Raw genomic sequence first — 18,203 nt, 5'->3', positions numbered from 1 at the left:
GGGACACCCCTCGCGCACCTACGGCTCGTAGGCATACGCCCCTTATGTACGAGATCACTTTCTACGTCTCGTAACGCATCCCTCACAAGGTGTCACGGTGGTCACAGCCTGGTACACGGGCCTTGTTGGAGATCCTGCACTGTGCTGGAATTCCACGGACCGCCGCGGGATCCAACCGGCGCACAGGGGGCGCGACTCAGCGCCGGGTGGCGGCGGGAAGGGGGAGCAGCGCCGGTCACTCACGACCACACCTGGGGGCGTATCTGCGCCCCTGAACGACGCCGACACCGTCCCGCCGTTTCCGCGGAGGGGCGCCTGGTCCAGAGGTTGCGACGCTAGTGCAGGGACGTTTCAAGAGGGATGGCAGCGCTTCGGCGGAGCCGGAGCCGCACGGCGGGACCGACCGCGGTTCCTCGCCCCAGCACGCCCAGAACCCGGGACAATCAGAAGTCGGCGGCGGTGAGCGCTCCGCGCGCCCCGGCGCGACGGCTCCCGACCAACCACCCGCGAAGCCGAAGGGTCCCCCCGGCCCCGGCTCCCGAATAGCTCTGCGCAACTGGCGCATCTCCACGCGTCTGGTGTCGCTGCTCGCGCTCCCCGTGGTCGCCGCGACCACCCTGGGTGCCCTGCGCATCAACCAGTCGATGGACGACATCCAGCAGCTCGACAACATGAAGCTGCTGACCGACATGACCAAGCAGGCGACCGAGCTCGCCGCCGCCCTCCAGAAGGAGCGCGACCAGTCGGCCGGCCCGCTCGCGCACGGCGCGAAGCCCAACGACATCACGGTCAAGGGCGTCCGCGACGCGACGGACGTCGCCAAGCAGCAGTTCATCACGGGCACGCAGGAGATCGACACCGCCAGCGCGAACGGGCAGCTCACCGGCGTCCGTGACAGCCTCGTGGCCATCGCGGGCGAGCTGAACAAGCTGAGCACCATCCGCAACGGCGCCTACAGCGACCCCAAGAACTCCTCGCAGACGGTCGACGGGTACCACCGCCTCATCACCCAGCTGATCAGCCTCTCCCAGGACATGGCCGAGGCGACCAGCAACCCGGAGATGATCTCGCGCACCCGCGCCCTGTCGGCCTTCTCCTCCGCCAAGGAGTACGCCTCCGTCCAGCGCGCCGTCATCGCCGCCGCGCTGCCCGCGGGCAACACCACCTTCGGCCAGCTCTCCGAGAACGACCGGCTGTACGCGAACTCCGCGCAGGACAGTGAGGCGTCCGAGCGCACCAGCTTCGCGAGCATCTACGGCTCCGGAGCGGAAGACCTCACCAAGCCGATCGACCAGGGCAACCCGACCATCCAGGCCGCCGACGCGTACTCCAACCGCGTACTCGGCTCGACGGGCGGTCTGAACACCCAGGACAAGCGCTCGTACAAGGACTGGGTCGACGACGACACGGCCAAGATCGAGCAGATGTCGAAGATCGAGCTGACGCTGCTCAACCAGATGGAGCAGAAGGCCCGTGAGCTGAAGAACGCCTCCCAGCAGGAAGCGATCATCTCCGGTGCGCTGATCCTGCTGGTCCTCGGCGTCTCGCTGGTCGGCGCCTTCGTCGTGGCCCGCTCCATGATCCGCTCGCTGCGCCGGCTCCAGGACACCGCGACCAAGGTCGCCCAGGACCGTCTGCCCGAGCTGGTCAAGCAGCTCTCCGAGTCCGACCCGCAGGACGTCGACACCTCCGTCGAGTCCGTCGGTGTGCACTCCCGGGACGAGATCGGCCAGGTGGCCGCGGCCTTCGACGACGTGCACCGCGAGGCCGTACGACTGGCCGCCGAGCAGGCCCTCCTGCGAGGCAACGTCAACGCGATGTTCACCAACCTCTCGCGCCGCTCCCAGGGCCTCATCCAGCGTCAGCTCTCGCTCATCTCCGAGCTGGAGTCCCGCGAGGCCGACCCGGACCAGCTGTCCTCCCTCTTCAAGCTCGACCACCTCGCGACCCGCATGCGCCGTAACGGTGAGAACCTCCTCGTTCTCGCCGGTGAAGAGCCCGGCCGCCGCTGGACCCGCCCGGTCCCGCTGGTCGACGTGCTCCGCGCCGCCGCCTCCGAGGTGGAGCAGTACGAGCGCATCGAGCTGTCCTCGGTCCCGACGACGCAGGTCGCCGGCCGGGTCGTCAACGACCTCGTGCACCTGCTCGCCGAGCTCCTCGAGAACGCCACCTCGTTCTCCTCCCCGCAGACCAAGGTCAAGGTCACCGGTCACGCGCTGCCCGACGGCCGCGTGCTGATCGAGATCCACGACACCGGTATCGGCCTCTCCCCCGAGGACCTGGCCGCGATCAACGAGCGGCTCGCCTCGCCGCCCACCGTGGACGTCTCCGTCTCCCGCCGCATGGGTCTGTTCGTGGTCGGTCGTCTGTCGCAGCGGCACGGCATCCGCATTCAGCTGCGTCCGTCCGACTCCGGTGGCACCACCGCGCTCGTCATGCTCCCCGTCGATGTCGCCCAGGGCGGCAAGAAGGCTCCGGGCAAGCCGGGTCCGGGTGGTTCCGGTGGTCCGGCCGCCGCACAGGCCTCGGCCGGTGTCGCGGCGGCCCGCCGCGGCGGCCAGGGCGGCGGTCCGTCCCTCGGGGCGGGTGCCCCCGTCGGCGGTGGCGGTCTGCTCGGTGCCCCGCCGCAGCGCGGACAGGTCGGCGCCGGTCAGGGTCCGCGGGCCGCGCTCCCCGGCAGCAACCAGGGCGGTCGCCCGAGTGCCCCGGGTGGGGCGCGTGGACCGCAGGGTCCCGGCAACCAGCAGCAGGGCAGGCCGGCCCCGGCCGGTGCGGGTGCCTTCGGGCAGGGTCCGCAGGGCCTGCAGGCCGCCGGAACCGGCGCCCCCCAGGGCTTCGGCGACGGACCCGCGACCCGCCAGGGCTTCGACTTCGGTGACAACAGCGGCCCCGCGGCCACTCCCCCGCAGCAGCCCGCGGGCAACAAGGGCGGCGGCCGTCGCAGGCCGCAGCTGCCCGGACGCGGTGGTCCGCGTGCCGAGCTGCCCGGTGGCAGCCCGCAGCAGTCCCGGCCGAGCTGGAGCGACGACAACGCGCAGCCGCCGGTGCCGCGCGCGTCCCTCGACACCCCGCGCGGTCACGAGGAACCCGACTCCACTTCGCGTATGCCCCGGATCGACGACCGGCAGGACCCGGCCGCGACCTCGGAAATGCCGCGGATCGACGACCGCCAGGGTCCCGCAGCCACGTCGGGGTTCCCCCGTCCCGACTTCGACGCCCCGCGCCCCGGCGCGAACGCGCCGCAGAACAACGGGCAGAACAACGGTCAGTTCGTCCGCCCCGACGTGTACGGCTCCTCGGGCGCCGCTCCGGCCGTCCCGAACCCGTCCGCCACGGGCCAGTTCGCCACCCCGGGCTACGGCGCCTCCCAGGACCCCTCGTCCACGGGCCAGTTCGCGACGCCCGGCTACGGCGCCTCCCAGGACCCGTCGTCCACCGGCCAGTTCGCCCAGCCGGGTTACGGCAACGGCCAGGGCCCCTCGTCGACCGGCCAGTTCGCGACGCCCGGCTACGGCAACCGCCAGGACCCCTCGTCCACCGGCCAGTTCGAGCGCCCGGCGCCCCCGCAGCAGCGGCCCACGCGTCCGCAGGAGCCCGAGGCGCTGCCGCCGGCGACGGGACCCGGTGACGGACGTACGCCGCTGTACGACACGCTGGAGACCAACTGGTTCCACGGTCAGGCGAACGGCTCCCAGAACGGCTCCCCCAACGGAGCTCACAACGGCGCCCAGAACAACGGCGTCCACACCAACGGCTCGCAGCCCTCGCAGCAGCCGCCGCAGACCCCCACAGCACCACCGCAACGGCCGGCCGCCGCACCGGCCTCCGCCAACTGGCGCACCTCGCCGAACGACGACCTCGTCCGGCAGGCAGAACGCGTCCGTCAACCGTCGGCGGGCGGGGTCACCACCTCAGGCCTGCCGCGCCGCGTCCCGCGAGCCAACCTCGTCGCGGGCACGGCACAGCAGCAACAGCACCAAACTGGTCCGCAGGTCTCCCGTGCGCCTGATGACGTACGCGGCCGGCTGACCAATCTCCGTAGGGGCATTCAGCAGGGTCGACAGGCCGGTACCGGCCAGACCGGCAGCTTCCCCAGCCCCACTCACCAGCAGGAGCGTTAGTTGAGCCCGATGAGCCAGGCGGCACAGAACCTGAACTGGTTGATCACCAACTTTGTGGACAACACCCCCGGGGTGTCCCACACCGTCGTCGTGTCCGCCGACGGGCTCCTTCTGGCCATGTCCGAAGGATTCCCACGCGACCGCGCCGACCAGCTTGCGGCCGTCGCCTCCGGCCTGACCTCGTTGACCGCCGGGGCCTCCCGGATCTTCGAGGGCGGCACGGTGGCCCAGACGGTCGTCGAAATGGAGCGCGGCTTCCTCTTCCTCATGTCCGTCTCGGACGGCTCGTCCCTGGCGGTCCTGTCCCACCCGGAGTGCGACATCGGCCTTGTCGGCTACGAGATGGCGCTGCTCGTCGATCGGGCGGGTGCCGTACTCACGCCGGACCTGCGCGCTGAACTCCAGGGAAGTCTGCTCCACTAAAGGGCCCTGGTTCTAGAGACTGCACGAAATCACCGTCCGGCCGCCACAATCCCCCCACCGGCCCCAACAGACGGCACGAATGACCGACTTGCTGTCCCGCCCGGAGGATTCATGACCCCGCCCACCGCCTCTCATGATCCGTACGCACAGCCGTACGGGGACGAGGGCGACCAGCCGCTGGTACGTCCGTACGCGATGACCGGCGGCCGGACCCGGCCGCGGTACCAACTCGCCATCGAGGCGCTGATCAGCACTACGGCCGACCCCGCGCAGTTGATGGGGCTGCTTCCCGAGCACCAGCGGATCTGCCACCTTTGCCGTGAGGTCAAGTCGGTGGCCGAGGTGTCGGCCCTCCTGTCCATGCCGCTCGGCGTGGCCAGGATCCTCGTCGCGGACCTCGCGGAGGCCGGACTCGTCGCCATTCACCAGCCTGGCGGCGATGAGAACAACGGCGGCGCGCCGGACGTGACTTTGCTCGAAAGGGTGCTCAGTGGACTTCGCAAGCTCTGACGGAGGTCGGACGACCACCTCCGCGAAGATCGTGGTGGCGGGCGGATTCGGCGTGGGCAAGACCACGTTCGTCGGCGCCGTCTCGGAGATCAACCCGCTGCGCACCGAGGCCGTCATGACGTCCGCGTCCGCCGGCATCGACGACCTCACGCACACCGGAGACAAGACGACGACCACCGTCGCCATGGACTTCGGCCGCATCACCCTGGACCAGGACCTGATCCTGTACCTCTTCGGTACGCCGGGTCAGGACCGCTTCTGGTTCATGTGGGACGACCTGGTCCGCGGCGCCATCGGTGCCGTCGTCCTGGTCGACACCCGCCGTCTCGCCGACTGCTTCCCCGCGGTCGACTACTTCGAGAACAGCGGCCTGCCGTTCGTCATCGCCCTCAACGGCTTCGACGGACATCAGCCCTACAACCCCGAAGAGGTGCGCGAGGCGCTCCAGATCGGACCGGACGCCCCGATCATCACGACGGACGCCCGGCACCGTGCGGATGCGAAGAGCGCGCTCATCACGCTGGTCGAGCACGCCCTCATGGCACGTCTGCGCTAGCACTCAAGTCGACAGCTTCATAAGACAGTTGTCGTAGGGACATTGGAGCCGGCTGTGTCGTTTGACACGGTCGGCCACAGTGTTCATAACGTTTCGACATGGAATTCGGTGGACACCGACACGCATCGCGGTCATTCGGTGTCGCTGCGCTCACAAAAGCCCCGTCTTTTGACGGGGCTCGCTCTTTATGACCGTTTTATCTAGGGGATACGTCACCCGGAACCAGCAGTTCCGAGTGTTTGGAAGGGCGCTGCCTGACGTGCTGGAATGCGCTGAACTGCCCAGTAGTCAAGGGCGCTGGAGACACCGCGGCACAACGTAGGTGCCGACGCCGAGAGGTTGTTGGTCGAGTGAGGCGAAGCAAGAACGGTCCCGAGCCGTCGGCACGGGGCAACTTCACCCCGCCGCCGCGCGGCGCGGCGCCCGCACAGGTGCCCGTCCCGGAGCCCACGCCGGCGCCCGCGCCGAGCGGCGGTCGTCTGTCCCCCCGTAACTGGCGCGTACCCACCAGGCTGAACGCGATCCTGCTCATACCTGTGATCGTCGGCCTCATCATGGGCGGCTTCCAGGTGAAGAACTCGATCGACACCTGGCAGGAGGCCCGCGACGCCGAGAAGGTCGCCAAGATCGTGGCGGCCTCCAGCGACTACGCCGAGGCTCTGCTCAACGAGCGCGACGTGTCCGCCGAGCCACTGCTCAAGGGCGACCGGAACAACGCCACGGTCAAGAAGGTCCGCGCGACCACCGACCAGATGGCCGACGCCTTCCACAAGGAAGTCGTCGGCATGCCGGCCAAGCAGGGTCTTGAGCGTCGGCTGAGCCTGGTGGTGAAGGCCGAGCCCCAGCTGGACCAGATCCGCAAGGCCGCCTTCACCAAGTCCATGGACCCGGTGAAGACCGAAGAGGGCTACGTCACCGTCGAGCACCTGCTGATGGAGTTCTCGAACGAACTCGGCCTCGGCACGGGCAACATCACGAGCTACGGCCGTTCGGTGTACGCCATCGCGCTCGCCAAGGGCGCCGAGTCGCTGCAGCGCTCGATCGGCACCCACCTGCTGGTCAAGCCCAGCACCAACACGAAGAACCACGCGCTGCAGGTCACCTCCTTCACCTCGTACGCGTACCTGGAGAACATCGCTCTTCAGGAGTACGTCTCCGGTGGTACCGAGGCGGACGCCGCCCGGCTCACCACGGTGATGGAGCAGAAGACCGCCGAGGGCAAGAGCCAGCTGGCCGCGGCCAAGAGCAAGACCGAGGCCGCGGGCGGGACCTTCGTGGCGCCGCCCGACATGAAGGTGATGATCCAGGCGATCGCCAGCGGCGCCACGCCCACCCAGCTCGCCGCTCAGGGCATCACTCCCGAGACGTGGATGGCCGCCGCCACCCTCAAGTTCCAGGGCTACAGCCAGGTCGAGAACGAACTCATCGACCGGGCCGTCAACGACGCCGGAAGCATCGCCTCCGACGCCCAGCGCCGGGCCTACATCAACGGCGCCATCGTCGTGATCGCCCTGCTCGCCGCCTTCATCCTGGCCGGGCTCATGGCCCGCCAGATGAGCCGCGCGATGCGCCAGCTGCGCAACGCGGCCTTCGGGGTCGCCGAGCAGCGTCTGCCGATGCTGGTCGACCAGCTCTCGCGCACCGACCCGGGCCGCGTCGACACCCGTGTCACGCCCATCCCGATCACCACCACCGACGAGATCGGCGAAGTCGCCCGCGCCTTCGACCAGGTCCACCGCGAGGCCGTCCGGCTCGCCGCCGAGCAGGCCCTCCTGCGAGGCAACATCAACGCGATCTTCACCAACCTGTCGCGCCGCAACCAGTCCCTGATCGAGGGCCAGCTGACCCTCATCACCGACCTGGAGAACAACGAGGCCGACCCGGACCAGCTGGAGAACCTCTTCCGCCTGGACCACCTCGCGACCCGTATGCGCCGCAACGGCGAGAACCTCCTCGTCCTCGCCGGCGAGGAGCCGGGCCGCCGCTGGGACCAGCCGGTGCCCCTCGTGGACGTCCTGCGCGCCGCCTCCTCCGAGGTGGAGCAGTACGAGCGCGTCGAGCTCTCCGGCGTCCCGGAGGCCGAGATCCACGGCCGTGCCGTGACCGACCTCGTGCACCTGCTCGCCGAGCTCCTGGAGAACGCCACCACGTTCTCCTCCCCGCAGACCAAGGTCCGCGTCACCGCGACCCGGCTGCCCGACGGCCGCATCATGGTCGAGATCCACGACAAGGGCATCGGCCTCACCGCCGAGGACTTCGCGGACATCAACCACAAGCTGGCCAACCCGCCGACCGTGGACGCCGCGATCTCGCAGCGCATGGGCCTGTTCGTGGTCGGCCGGCTGTCCGACCGGCACGGCATCCGCGTCCAGCTGCGCCCCTCCGGCGAGCAGGCCGGTACGACCTCGCTCGTCATGCTCCCCGACGCGATCACCCACGGTGGTGGCGGCGGCGAACAGCAGCTCCAGCGCGACGAGTTCACCGTCTCGCAGATCATCCCGGAGCCGCAGGGCTTCCAGCCGGAGCAGGCCTTCCAGTCCCAGGCCCAGCCGATGCGCACCGCCGCCGAACTCGGCTTCGACGACAGCCGCTACACGGAGGTCCCCGACGACATCCGGGAGCTGGACCCCGTCGGGCGCTCGCTGATGCGTGAGGAGCGCCGTGCGGCCCTGGAGGCCCAGGCACAGGGCCAGCCGGAGGCCATCGAGCCGCCGAGGTACCAGGAGGACTTCGAGGCCCCCCAGCCCGCGTACGACGACGCTCAGGCCTCCTACGGCAACGGGCAGCCCGGGTACGACAACGGCCAGGGTGCCTACGAGGAGCAGCAGGCCTCGTACGACCAGCAGACGGCGTACGAGGAACCGCAGCAGGGGACGTACGACGAGACGTACTTCCCGTCGAACGGCGGCTACCCGGAACCCGCGTATGCGGAGCCGGTCCAGGAGGAGCACACGGGAGCCCGGAGTTCCGCTTCGGACACCTTCCCGACCTTCGGCGAGCCGTCCCACCAGGACGACTGGCCGCAGCAGGACTCGTACCGGAACGGCTACCCGTCCGAGTACGCTCCCGAAGCGGAATCTTCGCAGGCCGCTGACGTGAGTGAGCAGGACCGCGTAGGCTTCAGCCGTCCGGGACCGACCTCCTCCGCCCCCCATGCGCTGACCGACGCAGGGCTGCCGCGCCGCGGATCCACCGCGAGCGGCACCAACGGCCAGCGGCCCGTGGACCATGGCGCCCAGGGGGTTCAGGCACCGCCCGCGGCCACCGCGAGCAACGGCGACGGCGACTGGCGTACGTCCAACGACAACCGCTGGCAGCGCGCCGAGCAGCTCAAGAAGCCCAAGGCGGGCGGGGTCACCTCGTCCGGTCTCCCCCGGCGGGTGCCCAAGGCCAATCTGGTCGAGGGAACCGCGGAAACGACCCCACAGGGCGGCCCCCAGGTCTCCCGCGCTCCCGAGGACATCCGGGGCAGGCTGAGCAACCTGCGCCGCGGCGTCCAGCAGGGACGCAATGCAGGTAGTGACACGAACGGCCAGGGCTTCGGTCCTGACAGCACCTACAACCAGGAGCGTTAGTGTGAGCCCGATGAGCCAGGCGGCGCAGAACCTCAACTGGTTGATCACCAACTTCGTGGACAACACCCCCGGGGTGTCCCACACGGTGGTGGTCTCCGCCGACGGACTCCTTCTGGCGATGTCCGAAGGCTTTCCCCGTGACCGCGCCGACCAGCTCGCGGCCGTCGCGTCCGGGCTGACCTCGTTGACCGCGGGCGCGTCCCGCATCTTCGAGGGCGGCAGCGTGAACCAGACAGTTGTGGAGATGGAGCGAGGATTCCTCTTCCTCATGTCCATTTCTGATGGTTCCTCGCTCGCGGTCCTTGCACATCCCGAAGCGGACATCGGTCTCATCGGGTACGAGATGGCCCTTCTGGTGGACCGTGCCGGTACGGTTCTGACCCCGGATCTTCGAGCGGAGCTCCAAGGGAGCCTTCTCAACTAACAGACAGACCGTGCGTTTTGGCGTCCCGGGGCCGTAAGGTTTCGGGACGCGGTCCCACAGTGATGGGTGCCCGGCACAGTCGGAGGAGGAGAAAGTGGCAACACCCCCAGGCGGTTCGTCTTCGGGCAACTGGTCGTACGGCCCCGGCCAGGGGCAGGGCCAGGGTGACGGTTCACAGAACCCGAACCGATACAACTTCCCCTCCGCGCCGAGTCACCGACGCCAGCAGCCGTACGCACCGCAGGGCCCCGGCCCCTCGCCGTACGACCAGCCGCCGGCGCCGCGCATCCAGCCTGTGCAGCCGCAGCGACGCACCCCCGAGGCGGCGCCCGCGGGATCGTCGAACAACCCTCTGGTGCGCCCGTACGCGATGACGGGCGGCCGCACCAGGCCCCGCTACCAGCTCGCCATCGAGGCACTGGTGCACACCACCGCACAACCGCACCAGATGCAGGGCCAGTTGCCCGAACATCAGCGGATCTGCAACCTCTGCCGGGAGATCAAGTCGGTGGCCGAAATCTCGGCGCTGCTGACGATCCCTCTCGGTGTGGCCAGGATTCTCGTCGCCGACTTGGCGGAGGCGGGCCTGGTCGCCATCCATCAGCCCGGCGGCGACGAGAACGCCGGCGGCCAGCCAGACGTGACTTTGCTCGAAAGGGTGCTCAGTGGACTTCGCAAGCTCTAGCGGAGGGCCTTCCCGCTCCACCACGTCCGCGAAGATCGTGGTGGCGGGCGGCTTCGGCGTGGGCAAGACCACGTTCGTCGGGGCCGTCTCGGAGATCAACCCGCTGCGTACCGAGGCCGTCATGACGTCCGCGTCCGCGGGCATCGACGACCTCACGCACACCGGAGACAAGACGACGACCACCGTCGCCATGGACTTCGGCCGCATCACCCTGGACCAGGACCTGATCCTGTACCTGTTCGGCACCCCCGGTCAGGACCGCTTCTGGTTCATGTGGGACGACCTGGTCCGCGGCGCCATCGGCGCGATCGTCCTGGTCGACACCCGCCGTCTCGCCGACTGCTTCCCCGCGGTCGACTACTTCGAGAACAGCGGCCTGCCGTTCGTCATCGCCCTCAACGGCTTCGACGGCAACCAGCCTTACAACCCGGACGAGGTCCGTGAAGCTCTTCAGATCGGCCCCGACACGCCGATCATCACGACGGACGCCCGGCACCGTGCGGATGCGAAGAGCGCGCTCATCACGCTGGTCGAGCACGCCCTCATGGCACGTCTGCGGTAGCGCCTCCGCGCGGCGAAGCAAAAGAAGGGGCGCCCTCTCCGCTCGGTGGAGAGGGCGCCCCTTCTTTTGCCCTGGGACAAAGACAAAGGGACAAAGACAAAGGGAAGGGCCCGCTCTTCACAGAGCGGGCCCTTCCCCGTTGCTGAGGCGCCGGAGGCTAGCCGTGCCAGCTGTGCGGGGCGCGGAAGCCGGGCTCGCGCTCCAGGCGGCGCCAGCCGGCCTTCGCGCGGCCACGGTGGGTGGGGGTGGTGTCCGGCTGGGCGGCGGCGCGGGCCAGGAGGATGGCCGTGATGGCGGCGACTTCCTCGGGCTCGGCGTGGCCCTTCTCGACGCGGATGTCAGGGGTGTCCATAGGTTTCAGTCTCCGTGAGAGAGGTTTCCGCGGCGGTACCGCGGAGGATCCGCAGGGTTACTGCGGGGGGTTGCCGTGCTTGCGGGAGGGCAGGTCCGCGTGCTTGGACTGCAGCATGGCCAGGGAGCGGATGAGCACCTCGCGGGTCTCCGCCGGGTCGATGACGTCGTCGACCAGGCCCCGCTCGGCCGCGTAGTAGGGGTGCATGAGTTCGGCCTTGTACTCCTTGACCATGCGTACGCGCATGGCCTCGGGGTCGGCGGCCTCGGCGATCTGCCGGCGGAAGATGACGTTGGCCGCACCTTCCGCACCCATCACGGCAATCTCGTTGGTGGGCCAGGCGTAGGTGAGGTCGGCCCCGATGGACTGGCTGTCCATGACGATGTAGGCACCTCCGTACGCCTTGCGCAGGATGAGCGAGATCCGCGGCACCGTCGCGTTGCAGTACGCGTACAACAGCTTGGCGCCGTGCCGGATGATCCCGCCGTGCTCCTGGTCAACCCCGGGCAGGAATCCGGGAACGTCCAGGAGGGTGACGATCGGAATATTAAAAGCGTCACACATCTGGACAAAGCGCGCAGCTTTTTCGGAGGCCTCGATGTCCAGCACGCCCGCGAGGGACTGCGGCTGGTTGGCGACGATGCCCACCACCTGGCCGTCCAGACGGGCCAGCGCGCAGATGATGTTGCGGGCCCAGCGCTCGTGGACCTCCAGGTAGTCGCCGTCGTCGACGAGTTCCTCGATGACCTTCGTCATGTCGTACGGCCGGTTGCCGTCCGCCGGGACCAGGTCCAGGAAGACGTCCGAGCGGCGGTCCGCGGGGTCCTGCGAGGTCGCGTGCGGCGGGTTCTCGCGGTTGTTCTGCGGGAGCATCGACAGGAGGTAGCGCACCTCCGCGATGCAGGTCTCCTCGTCGTCGTACGCGAAGTGACAGACACCGGAGGTCTCCGCGTGGACGTCGGCGCCGCCGAGCCCGTTCTGGGTGATCTCCTCGCCGGTGACCGCCTTGACGACGTCGGGGCCGGTGATGAACATCTGCGAGGTCTCGCGGACCATGAACACGAAGTCCGTCAGCGCGGGGCTGTAGGCGGCGCCGCCCGCGCACGGGCCGAGCATCACCGAGATCTGCGGGATGACACCGGAGGCCTTCGTGTTGCGCTGGAAGATGCCGCCGTAGCCGGCGAGCGCGCTCACACCCTCCTGGATCCGGGCGCCCGCGCCGTCGTTGAGGGAGACCAGCGGCGCACCGGCCGCGATGGCCATGTCCATGATCTTGTGGATCTTCGTGGCGTGCGCCTCGCCCAGCGCGCCGCCGAAGATACGGAAGTCGTGCGCGTAGACGAAGACCGTACGGCCCTCCACCGTGCCCCAGCCGGTGACGACACCGTCGGTGTACGGCTTCCTGGCCTCCAGGCCGAACCCGGTCGCCCGGTGCCGGCGCAGCTGCTCGACCTCCTGGAAGGACCCGGGGTCGAGAAGCAGCTCGATGCGCTCCCGGGCGGTCAGCTTGCCCTTGGCGTGCTGCGCCTCGGTCGCCTTCTCGCTGGGTCCTCGCAGCGCCGCCGCACGAATCGCGTGCAGTTCGGCCACGCGCCCGCGTGCGTCCGTGGGTTCGCCTGAGGGTGCGGCCTCATCCAAAACGGTCATGTAGCGACCATACGAAGTCGAACAAGAAAACCGGGCCGTCGACTCCGTACAGTCTCCGGCCCGTTTTCCTGGTACCCCTGAACAGAACCGCGACGGCATGCAGGCGATCTGACTGCTCAGAGGGCATCTGGCTTGTAGAGGTCACACAAAGCCGTGGGCTGAGAGCCCGCTCACATTCGTGAGGGGCCCATGCCATCCCTAGAGTGACACGGAGCCTTGGACGGGACCCGTTCGGCGTACACCGCACCGTCGGCCCGACCCCCGTCCAGGTGGAGCGAGGATACGCAGACCGCCGCGGGAGAGCGGGGAGTGACCACCGGGAAGCGGGTCGCCGAAGCGCGACGTAACGTCGTAAACACATGGCGGATGATGTTGAAACTTGAACGGAATAGGTCTACTGTCTCCCTTGTTGGCCTCGTTGAATCTTCAACAAACTCTCTGCCGCGGTTTTCGGCTTCCCGACGAAACCGCGACCCGTCCCCCTAGGAGCACGTCATGGGCATCTTCGGCCGCAAGACCACCGACACCCCCGCCGCGACCACGACCCCCGCCGCTGTGAGCCCCGAACTCGCGGCGCTCACGGGCGCATACACGATCGACCCGTCCCACTCGGAGATCGGTTTCGTCGCCCGTCACGCCATGGTGACGAACGTCAAGGGCTACTTCAAGGACTTCGACGGCACCCTGCACCTGGACGGCACCGACCCGTCCAAGTCCACCGCCACGATCGACGTCAAGATGGAAAGCATCGAGACGGGCTCCGCGGACCGTGACGGCCACCTGAAGAGCTCCGACTTCTTCAAGATCGACGAGTTCCCGACGATGACCTTCCGCTCCACCAAGGCGGAGGCCCTCGGCGGCGACGACTACCGGATCACCGGCGACCTGTCGATCCTCGGCGTCACCAAGCCGCTCTCCATCGACCTGGAGTTCAACGGCTCCGCGAAGGACCCCTTCGGCAACGAGCGCGTCGGCTTCGAGGGCAAGGCGGAGATCCTGCGCTCCGAGTGGGGCCTCACCTGGAACGCGGCCCTGGAGACCGGTGGCGTCCTCGTCTCCGACAAGATCAAGCTGACCTTCGACATCTCGGCGATCAAGAACGCCTGAGCCCTCGACTCACGCCGGTGCCCTGAGCGCGCCCGCCCTCTGACTCCCCCAGCGGGAGGGCGGGCGCTCGGCATGCCCGCGTTCGCCGCCCCGCCGTCTGGCTAGTCGGGTGGGTTCGGGTGGGCGAGGCCGAGGTCGTAGGCGAGGATGACCGCCTGGACGCGGTCGCGGGCTCCCACCTTCGCCAGGACCCGGCCGACATGGGTCTTCACGGTGGATTCCGCGACGACCAGGCGCTCGGCGATCTCGCTGTTGCTCCAGCCCTGGCCGATGGCGACGAAGATCTCGTACTCCCGTTCGGTGAGAGCGCGCACCCGGGGGTCGTCCGCCGCCCTCGGACCCGACGCACCCGGCCGGCCGGACGCATCCCGGGGCAGATGCTTGGCATAGGCGTCGAGGAGGCGGCGGGTCAGTGCGGGGGCGATCACCGCGTCGCCCGCCGCGACCGCGCGGATGCCGGCCAGCAGTTCCTCGGGGTGGGCGTCCTTGAGGAGGAATCCGCTGGCTCCCGCGCGCAGCGCCGCGTGGGCGTATTCGTCCAGGTCGAACGTGGTCAGGATGAGGACGCGGGAGCGGTCGCCGGAGGCGACCACGCGGCGGGTGGCCTCGATGCCGTCCATGCCGGGCATCCGTACGTCCATGAGGATCACGTCCGGGCGCAGTTCGGCGGCCCTGCGCACGGCGTCGGCGCCGTGGGCCGCCTCGCCGACGACCTCGGTGTCGGGGGTGCTCTCCAGGAGCATCCGGAAGCCGAGGCGTTGCAGTGGCTGGTCGTCCACGATGAGCACGGTGGTCACACCGCACCGCCTGTGGCGGCCGGCGGGGTGACATCGGTCTCGGCCGGGGTCTCGGCCGGGGTCTCGGCCAGGGTCTCGGCCAGGGGGGTGAGGTCGAGGGTGGCCCGCACCGTCCATCCCCCGCCGGGGGCGGGTCCCGCGGTGACGGTCCCGTTGTAGAGGGCTGCGCGTTCTCTCATGCCGGCGAGTCCGTGTCCTTCCTCCTGGGACGGCTCGGGAGGGACGGTACCGCCGCCCCGGCCGGTGTCGTGGACGTCGATGTGCAGCCGCGTGTCCTTGACGCCGACCGCGAGCTCGACGCGGGTGTCGTGGCCCGCGTGCTTGAGAGCGTTGGTGAGTGCTTCCTGCACTATGCGGTACACCGTCAGCTGGACCCCGCGGTCCAGGGTGTCCAGCTCGCCGCCCGTGCGGTAGACGACCTGGGGACCGGCGGCGCGGATCCGGGCACACAGGGCGTCGATGTCCGCGATGCCCGGCTGGGGGCTGAGCTGGGGCGCGGCGGGGGTCTGGGTCTGCTCGCGCAGCACGCCGAGCATGCGGCGCAGTTCGCCCAGCGCCTGACGCCCGGTGTCACCGATGAGCAGCAGGGCCTGCTTGCCGCGTTCCGGTGCGATGTCGCTCGCGTAGGCGCCACCGTCGGCGAGCGTGATGATGACGGAGAGGTTGTGGCCGACGATGTCGTGCATCTCGCGGGCCACCCGGGTGCGTTCGGCGGCGGCGGCGAGCTTGCTGCGCTGGTCGCGTTCGATCTCCAGGCGGGTCGCACGGTCGCGCAGGACGGCGAGCTGGGCGCGCCGGATCCGTACGGCCAGACCGAGCGCGACCGCCGCGGTGATCGTGCTGAACAGGAAGAACAGCGCGTCCAGGACGGACACGGCGGACGGCAGCCGCAGGGCGACCAGGCCGAGGGCGGCCGCGGTGACCGCGCAGGCCACCGGCAGCCGCCGGAGCGGTCCGTGCAGCACCAGGCTGTAGAGGGCGATCAGCAGGGCGACGTCGGCACGCAGCCAGACTCCCAGCGCCACCTGGACGAAGAGCACCGCGGCGATCACGGCGAAGGCGAGTGACGGCCTTCGCCGCCGCCACAGCAGCGGCAGGACCAGTCCGGCCTGCAGGGCGACGGTCACCGGCCAGGGCAGGTGGGTGACCTGGGTGTCGAAGGCGTGTCGTCGGCCGTCGTCGTCGTGCACCAGGTCCGGCACGCAGAACATCAGCGCCACGACCACGATGACGCCCGTGTCCAGGACCCACGGATGGTTCCGGTCGCCCTGCTTGAGCCGTCGGCCGAGCCGGGACAGCCCACGGGCCAGGGGGTGGTTCCACGGGAGCTCCGCCTCCGCGAGGGGCAGGTCGGAGGGTGCCCCTGGGTGGGCGGTGTCGTCGATGCTCATGGGGGTCACTCGTCCGCGTTCATGGGTGTCACCTGTCCATTGTGTGTCCGGCCGCCTCCCCGTCCGCGTGTCTCTCCGGGTGCTTCTCCATCAGGCGTCAGGCGTCAGGCGTCGGTGCGCAGGAGGCGGTAGGCGGCGCCCGCCAGGGCGAGCACGGTCCAGCCGAGGAAGACCAGGAGCCCGGCCGTGGGCGCGAGGGTCGTCGAGTCATGGGTGAGCGCGAACATCGACTGGCCCGCGTTGCTGGGCAGGTAGGGGCTGATGTTGTCCTGCCACGAGGTGGGCAGCAGCGAGATCAGGCCGGGGATCAGCATCAGCGAGGCGACCAGGACCGATATGCCGCCGGCGACCGAGCGCAGCAGGGCGCCCAGGGCGGTGCCGATCACGCCGACCAGGCCGAGGTAGAGGCCCGCGCCCAGCAGGCTGCGCACGACACCGGAGTGGGAGATCGTGAGGGCCGCCGGGGTGCCGGAGACGATCCCGCTGGTGATCATGAACGCGACGAAGACGCCGATGGTGGAGACGACGAGGGCGACCAGGCCGAACACCGCCGACTTGGACCACAGCACCGGCAGGCGGCGCGGGACGGCGGCCAGCGTGGAGCGGATCATGCCGGTGGAGTACTCGCCGGCGGTGACCAGCACGCCCAGGACACCGAGCGCCAGCTGGGCGAAGTTCGTGCCGAACACGGAGAGGCTGAGCGCGGTGGCCGTGGCGTCGTCCGGGCGCAGCCGCTCACCGGAGTTGATCTGGGACTTGTAGTGCGCGGCGGCGATCACGCCGAACGCGACCAGGAACAGCAGGCCCAGACCGAGGGTGATCCAGGTGGAGCGCAGGGACCACAGCTTGGCCCACTCCGAGCGCAGCACGCGTCGGCCGGTGACCTTGTACTCGGGACGTGCGGTCCGCGCCGGTGCGGGCGCGGAACTGTCGGTGACGGTGATGGTGGTGCTCATGCCGCCCTCCCAGGGGCCTCGACGGTGGCGGTGGCGTGGTACTCGACGGCGTCCCGGGTCAGGTCCATGAAGGCCTGTTCCAGCGAGACGGTCCGCGAGCTGAGCTCGAACAGGGGGATGCCGTGCTCGGCGGCCTTGAGACCGATGGCCCGCGCGGACAGGCCCGTCACGTGCAGTTCCTCGGAGCCGACCTCGCCGGTGATCTCGACGCCGGGGCCGGCCAGCACCTCGCGCAGGCGGCCCGACTGGTCGGAGGCCACGGTCACGGTGTCGCCGCCGGCCTGCTGGACCAGCTCCTGCACGGTGGTGTCGGCGAGCAGGCGCCCGCGGCCGACGACGATCAGGTGGTCGGCGACCAGCGCCATCTCGCTCATCAGGTGCGAGGAGACGAAGACCGTACGGCCGTCCGCCGCGAGTCCGGTCAGCAGGTTGCGGATCCACAGCACGCCCTCGGGGTCCAGTCCGTTGACCGGCTCGTCGAGCATGATGGTGGCCGGGTCGCCGAGGAGCGCGGCGGCGATACCCAGCCGCTGGCCCATGCCGAGGGAGAAGGCGCCCGCGCGCTTCTTGGCCACGGACTGCAGACCGGTCAGCTCGATGACCTCGTCCACCCGGCGGCGCGGAATGCCGTGGGTGTAGGCCTGCGCCATCAGGTGGTCGAACGCGGAGCGGCCGGGGTGGATCGACTTGGCCTCCAGCAGCGCGCCGACCTCCTGGAGCGGTGCGGTGTGCTCGGCGTAGTGCTTGCCGTTGACCGTCACGCTGCCGCCGGACGGCGCGTCCAGTCCGACGATCATGCGCATGGTGGTGGACTTGCCCGCGCCGTTCGGGCCCAGGAAGCCGGTGACCGTGCCGGGCCTGACGACGAAGTCGAGCCGGTCGACCGCCGTCTTCTCCCCGTACCGCTTCGTCAGCTGATGTGCCTCGATCATCGCTCTTCCCTCACGCTCGGGGGGCCTGACCCCGCCTGACTGCTCACTCGCCACGCTAGGGGCCCGCGGACCGGGATCCGTGGTACCCGGGAGCTCAATGAGGTGCGGCCCGTAGTACCGAGGTACCACGGGGCCATGCGTGGGGGATGACGTCACCTCCCGCAT

15 protein-coding genes are annotated in these 18,203 nt (G+C 69.6%); 9 read left to right on the top strand and 6 right to left on the bottom strand.

The window, feature by feature from the left end; all coding sequences use genetic code 11:
* The first annotated feature begins 338 nt into the window (after window positions 1–338).
* The 8 genes from KVT44_RS23750 to KVT44_RS23715 all read left to right on the top strand — a co-directional run bounded on the left by KVT44_RS23750 (window position 339) and on the right by KVT44_RS23715 (window position 10,856).
* Window positions 339–4,121 (top strand): nitrate- and nitrite sensing domain-containing protein, encoded by a 3,783-nt coding sequence (locus KVT44_RS23750; RefSeq protein WP_217568414.1) that lies wholly within the window; start codon window positions 339–341, stop codon window positions 4,119–4,121.
* 9 nt (window positions 4,122–4,130) lie between these two features.
* Window positions 4,131–4,544, top strand: a complete 414-nt coding sequence (locus KVT44_RS23745; RefSeq protein ID WP_010984127.1) for a roadblock/LC7 domain-containing protein — start codon at window positions 4,131–4,133, stop codon at window positions 4,542–4,544.
* Between the two features lie 111 nt (window positions 4,545–4,655).
* Window positions 4,656–5,054, top strand: coding sequence for a DUF742 domain-containing protein (locus tag KVT44_RS23740; RefSeq protein WP_054235411.1), 399 nt, complete (start codon window positions 4,656–4,658; stop codon window positions 5,052–5,054).
* Complete coding sequence (locus KVT44_RS23735; protein ID WP_054235412.1) at window positions 5,035–5,610, top strand: ATP/GTP-binding protein; 576 nt, start codon at window positions 5,035–5,037, stop codon at window positions 5,608–5,610. The genes KVT44_RS23740 and KVT44_RS23735 overlap by 20 nt, the downstream gene beginning before the upstream one ends.
* Window positions 5,611–5,960: 350 nt before the next feature.
* Window positions 5,961–9,185 carry a nitrate- and nitrite sensing domain-containing protein gene (locus KVT44_RS23730; protein ID WP_190172455.1) on the top strand — a complete coding sequence of 1,075 codons (3,225 nt, stop codon included), beginning with the start codon at window positions 5,961–5,963 and terminating at the stop codon, window positions 9,183–9,185.
* A 10-nt stretch (window positions 9,186–9,195) separates the two neighbouring features.
* A complete protein-coding gene (locus KVT44_RS23725; protein WP_030948713.1) occupies window positions 9,196–9,609 on the top strand; it encodes a roadblock/LC7 domain-containing protein in 414 nt (137 codons plus the stop codon).
* A 94-nt stretch (window positions 9,610–9,703) separates the two neighbouring features.
* Window positions 9,704–10,294, top strand: coding sequence for a DUF742 domain-containing protein (locus tag KVT44_RS23720; protein ID WP_054235413.1), 591 nt, complete (start codon window positions 9,704–9,706; stop codon window positions 10,292–10,294).
* Window positions 10,275–10,856: an ATP/GTP-binding protein gene (locus tag KVT44_RS23715; protein WP_026248371.1), complete on the top strand. Its 582-nt coding sequence runs from the start codon at window positions 10,275–10,277 to the stop codon at window positions 10,854–10,856. The genes KVT44_RS23720 and KVT44_RS23715 overlap by 20 nt, the downstream gene beginning before the upstream one ends.
* 157 nt (window positions 10,857–11,013) lie before the next feature.
* On the opposite strand, the gene KVT44_RS23710 is transcribed toward KVT44_RS23715, so the two are convergent.
* Window positions 11,014–11,208: an acyl-CoA carboxylase subunit epsilon gene (locus tag KVT44_RS23710; RefSeq protein WP_067370986.1), complete on the bottom strand. Its 195-nt coding sequence runs from the start codon at window positions 11,206–11,208 to the stop codon at window positions 11,014–11,016.
* Window positions 11,209–11,265: 57 nt separating this feature from the next.
* Window positions 11,266–12,855: an acyl-CoA carboxylase subunit beta gene (locus KVT44_RS23705; RefSeq protein WP_217568413.1), complete on the bottom strand. Its 1,590-nt coding sequence runs from the start codon at window positions 12,853–12,855 to the stop codon at window positions 11,266–11,268.
* A 495-nt stretch (window positions 12,856–13,350) separates the two neighbouring features.
* Here KVT44_RS23705 and KVT44_RS23700 point away from each other — a divergent pair, with 495 nt between their 5' ends.
* Complete coding sequence (locus KVT44_RS23700) at window positions 13,351–13,962, top strand: YceI family protein (protein WP_099920492.1); 612 nt, start codon at window positions 13,351–13,353, stop codon at window positions 13,960–13,962.
* Window positions 13,963–14,063: 101 nt separating this feature from the next.
* Here KVT44_RS23700 and KVT44_RS23695 read toward each other — a convergent pair whose 3' ends face one another.
* The 4 genes from KVT44_RS23695 to KVT44_RS23680 form a co-directional block, all read right to left on the bottom strand.
* Entirely contained in the window at window positions 14,064–14,759 is a 696-nt protein-coding gene (locus tag KVT44_RS23695; RefSeq protein ID WP_099920493.1) for a response regulator transcription factor, read from the bottom strand.
* Window positions 14,756–16,150: a sensor histidine kinase gene (locus KVT44_RS23690; protein WP_217568412.1), complete on the bottom strand. Its 1,395-nt coding sequence runs from the start codon at window positions 16,148–16,150 to the stop codon at window positions 14,756–14,758. The genes KVT44_RS23695 and KVT44_RS23690 overlap by 4 nt, the downstream gene beginning before the upstream one ends.
* 104 nt (window positions 16,151–16,254) lie before the next feature.
* Window positions 16,255–17,106, bottom strand: coding sequence for an ABC transporter permease (locus KVT44_RS23685; RefSeq protein WP_190173279.1), 852 nt, complete (start codon window positions 17,104–17,106; stop codon window positions 16,255–16,257).
* Entirely contained in the window at window positions 17,103–18,038 is a 936-nt protein-coding gene (locus KVT44_RS23680; RefSeq protein WP_217568411.1) for an ABC transporter ATP-binding protein, read from the bottom strand. The genes KVT44_RS23685 and KVT44_RS23680 overlap by 4 nt, the downstream gene beginning before the upstream one ends.
* Window positions 18,039–18,203: the final 165 nt, after the last annotated feature.

It is taken from the genome of Streptomyces sp. GbtcB7 (assembly GCF_019091445.1).
GTDB classification, from domain to species: domain Bacteria; phylum Actinomycetota; class Actinomycetes; order Streptomycetales; family Streptomycetaceae; genus Streptomyces; species Streptomyces mirabilis.
This window is presented reverse-complemented; position numbering and strand designations above follow the sequence as displayed.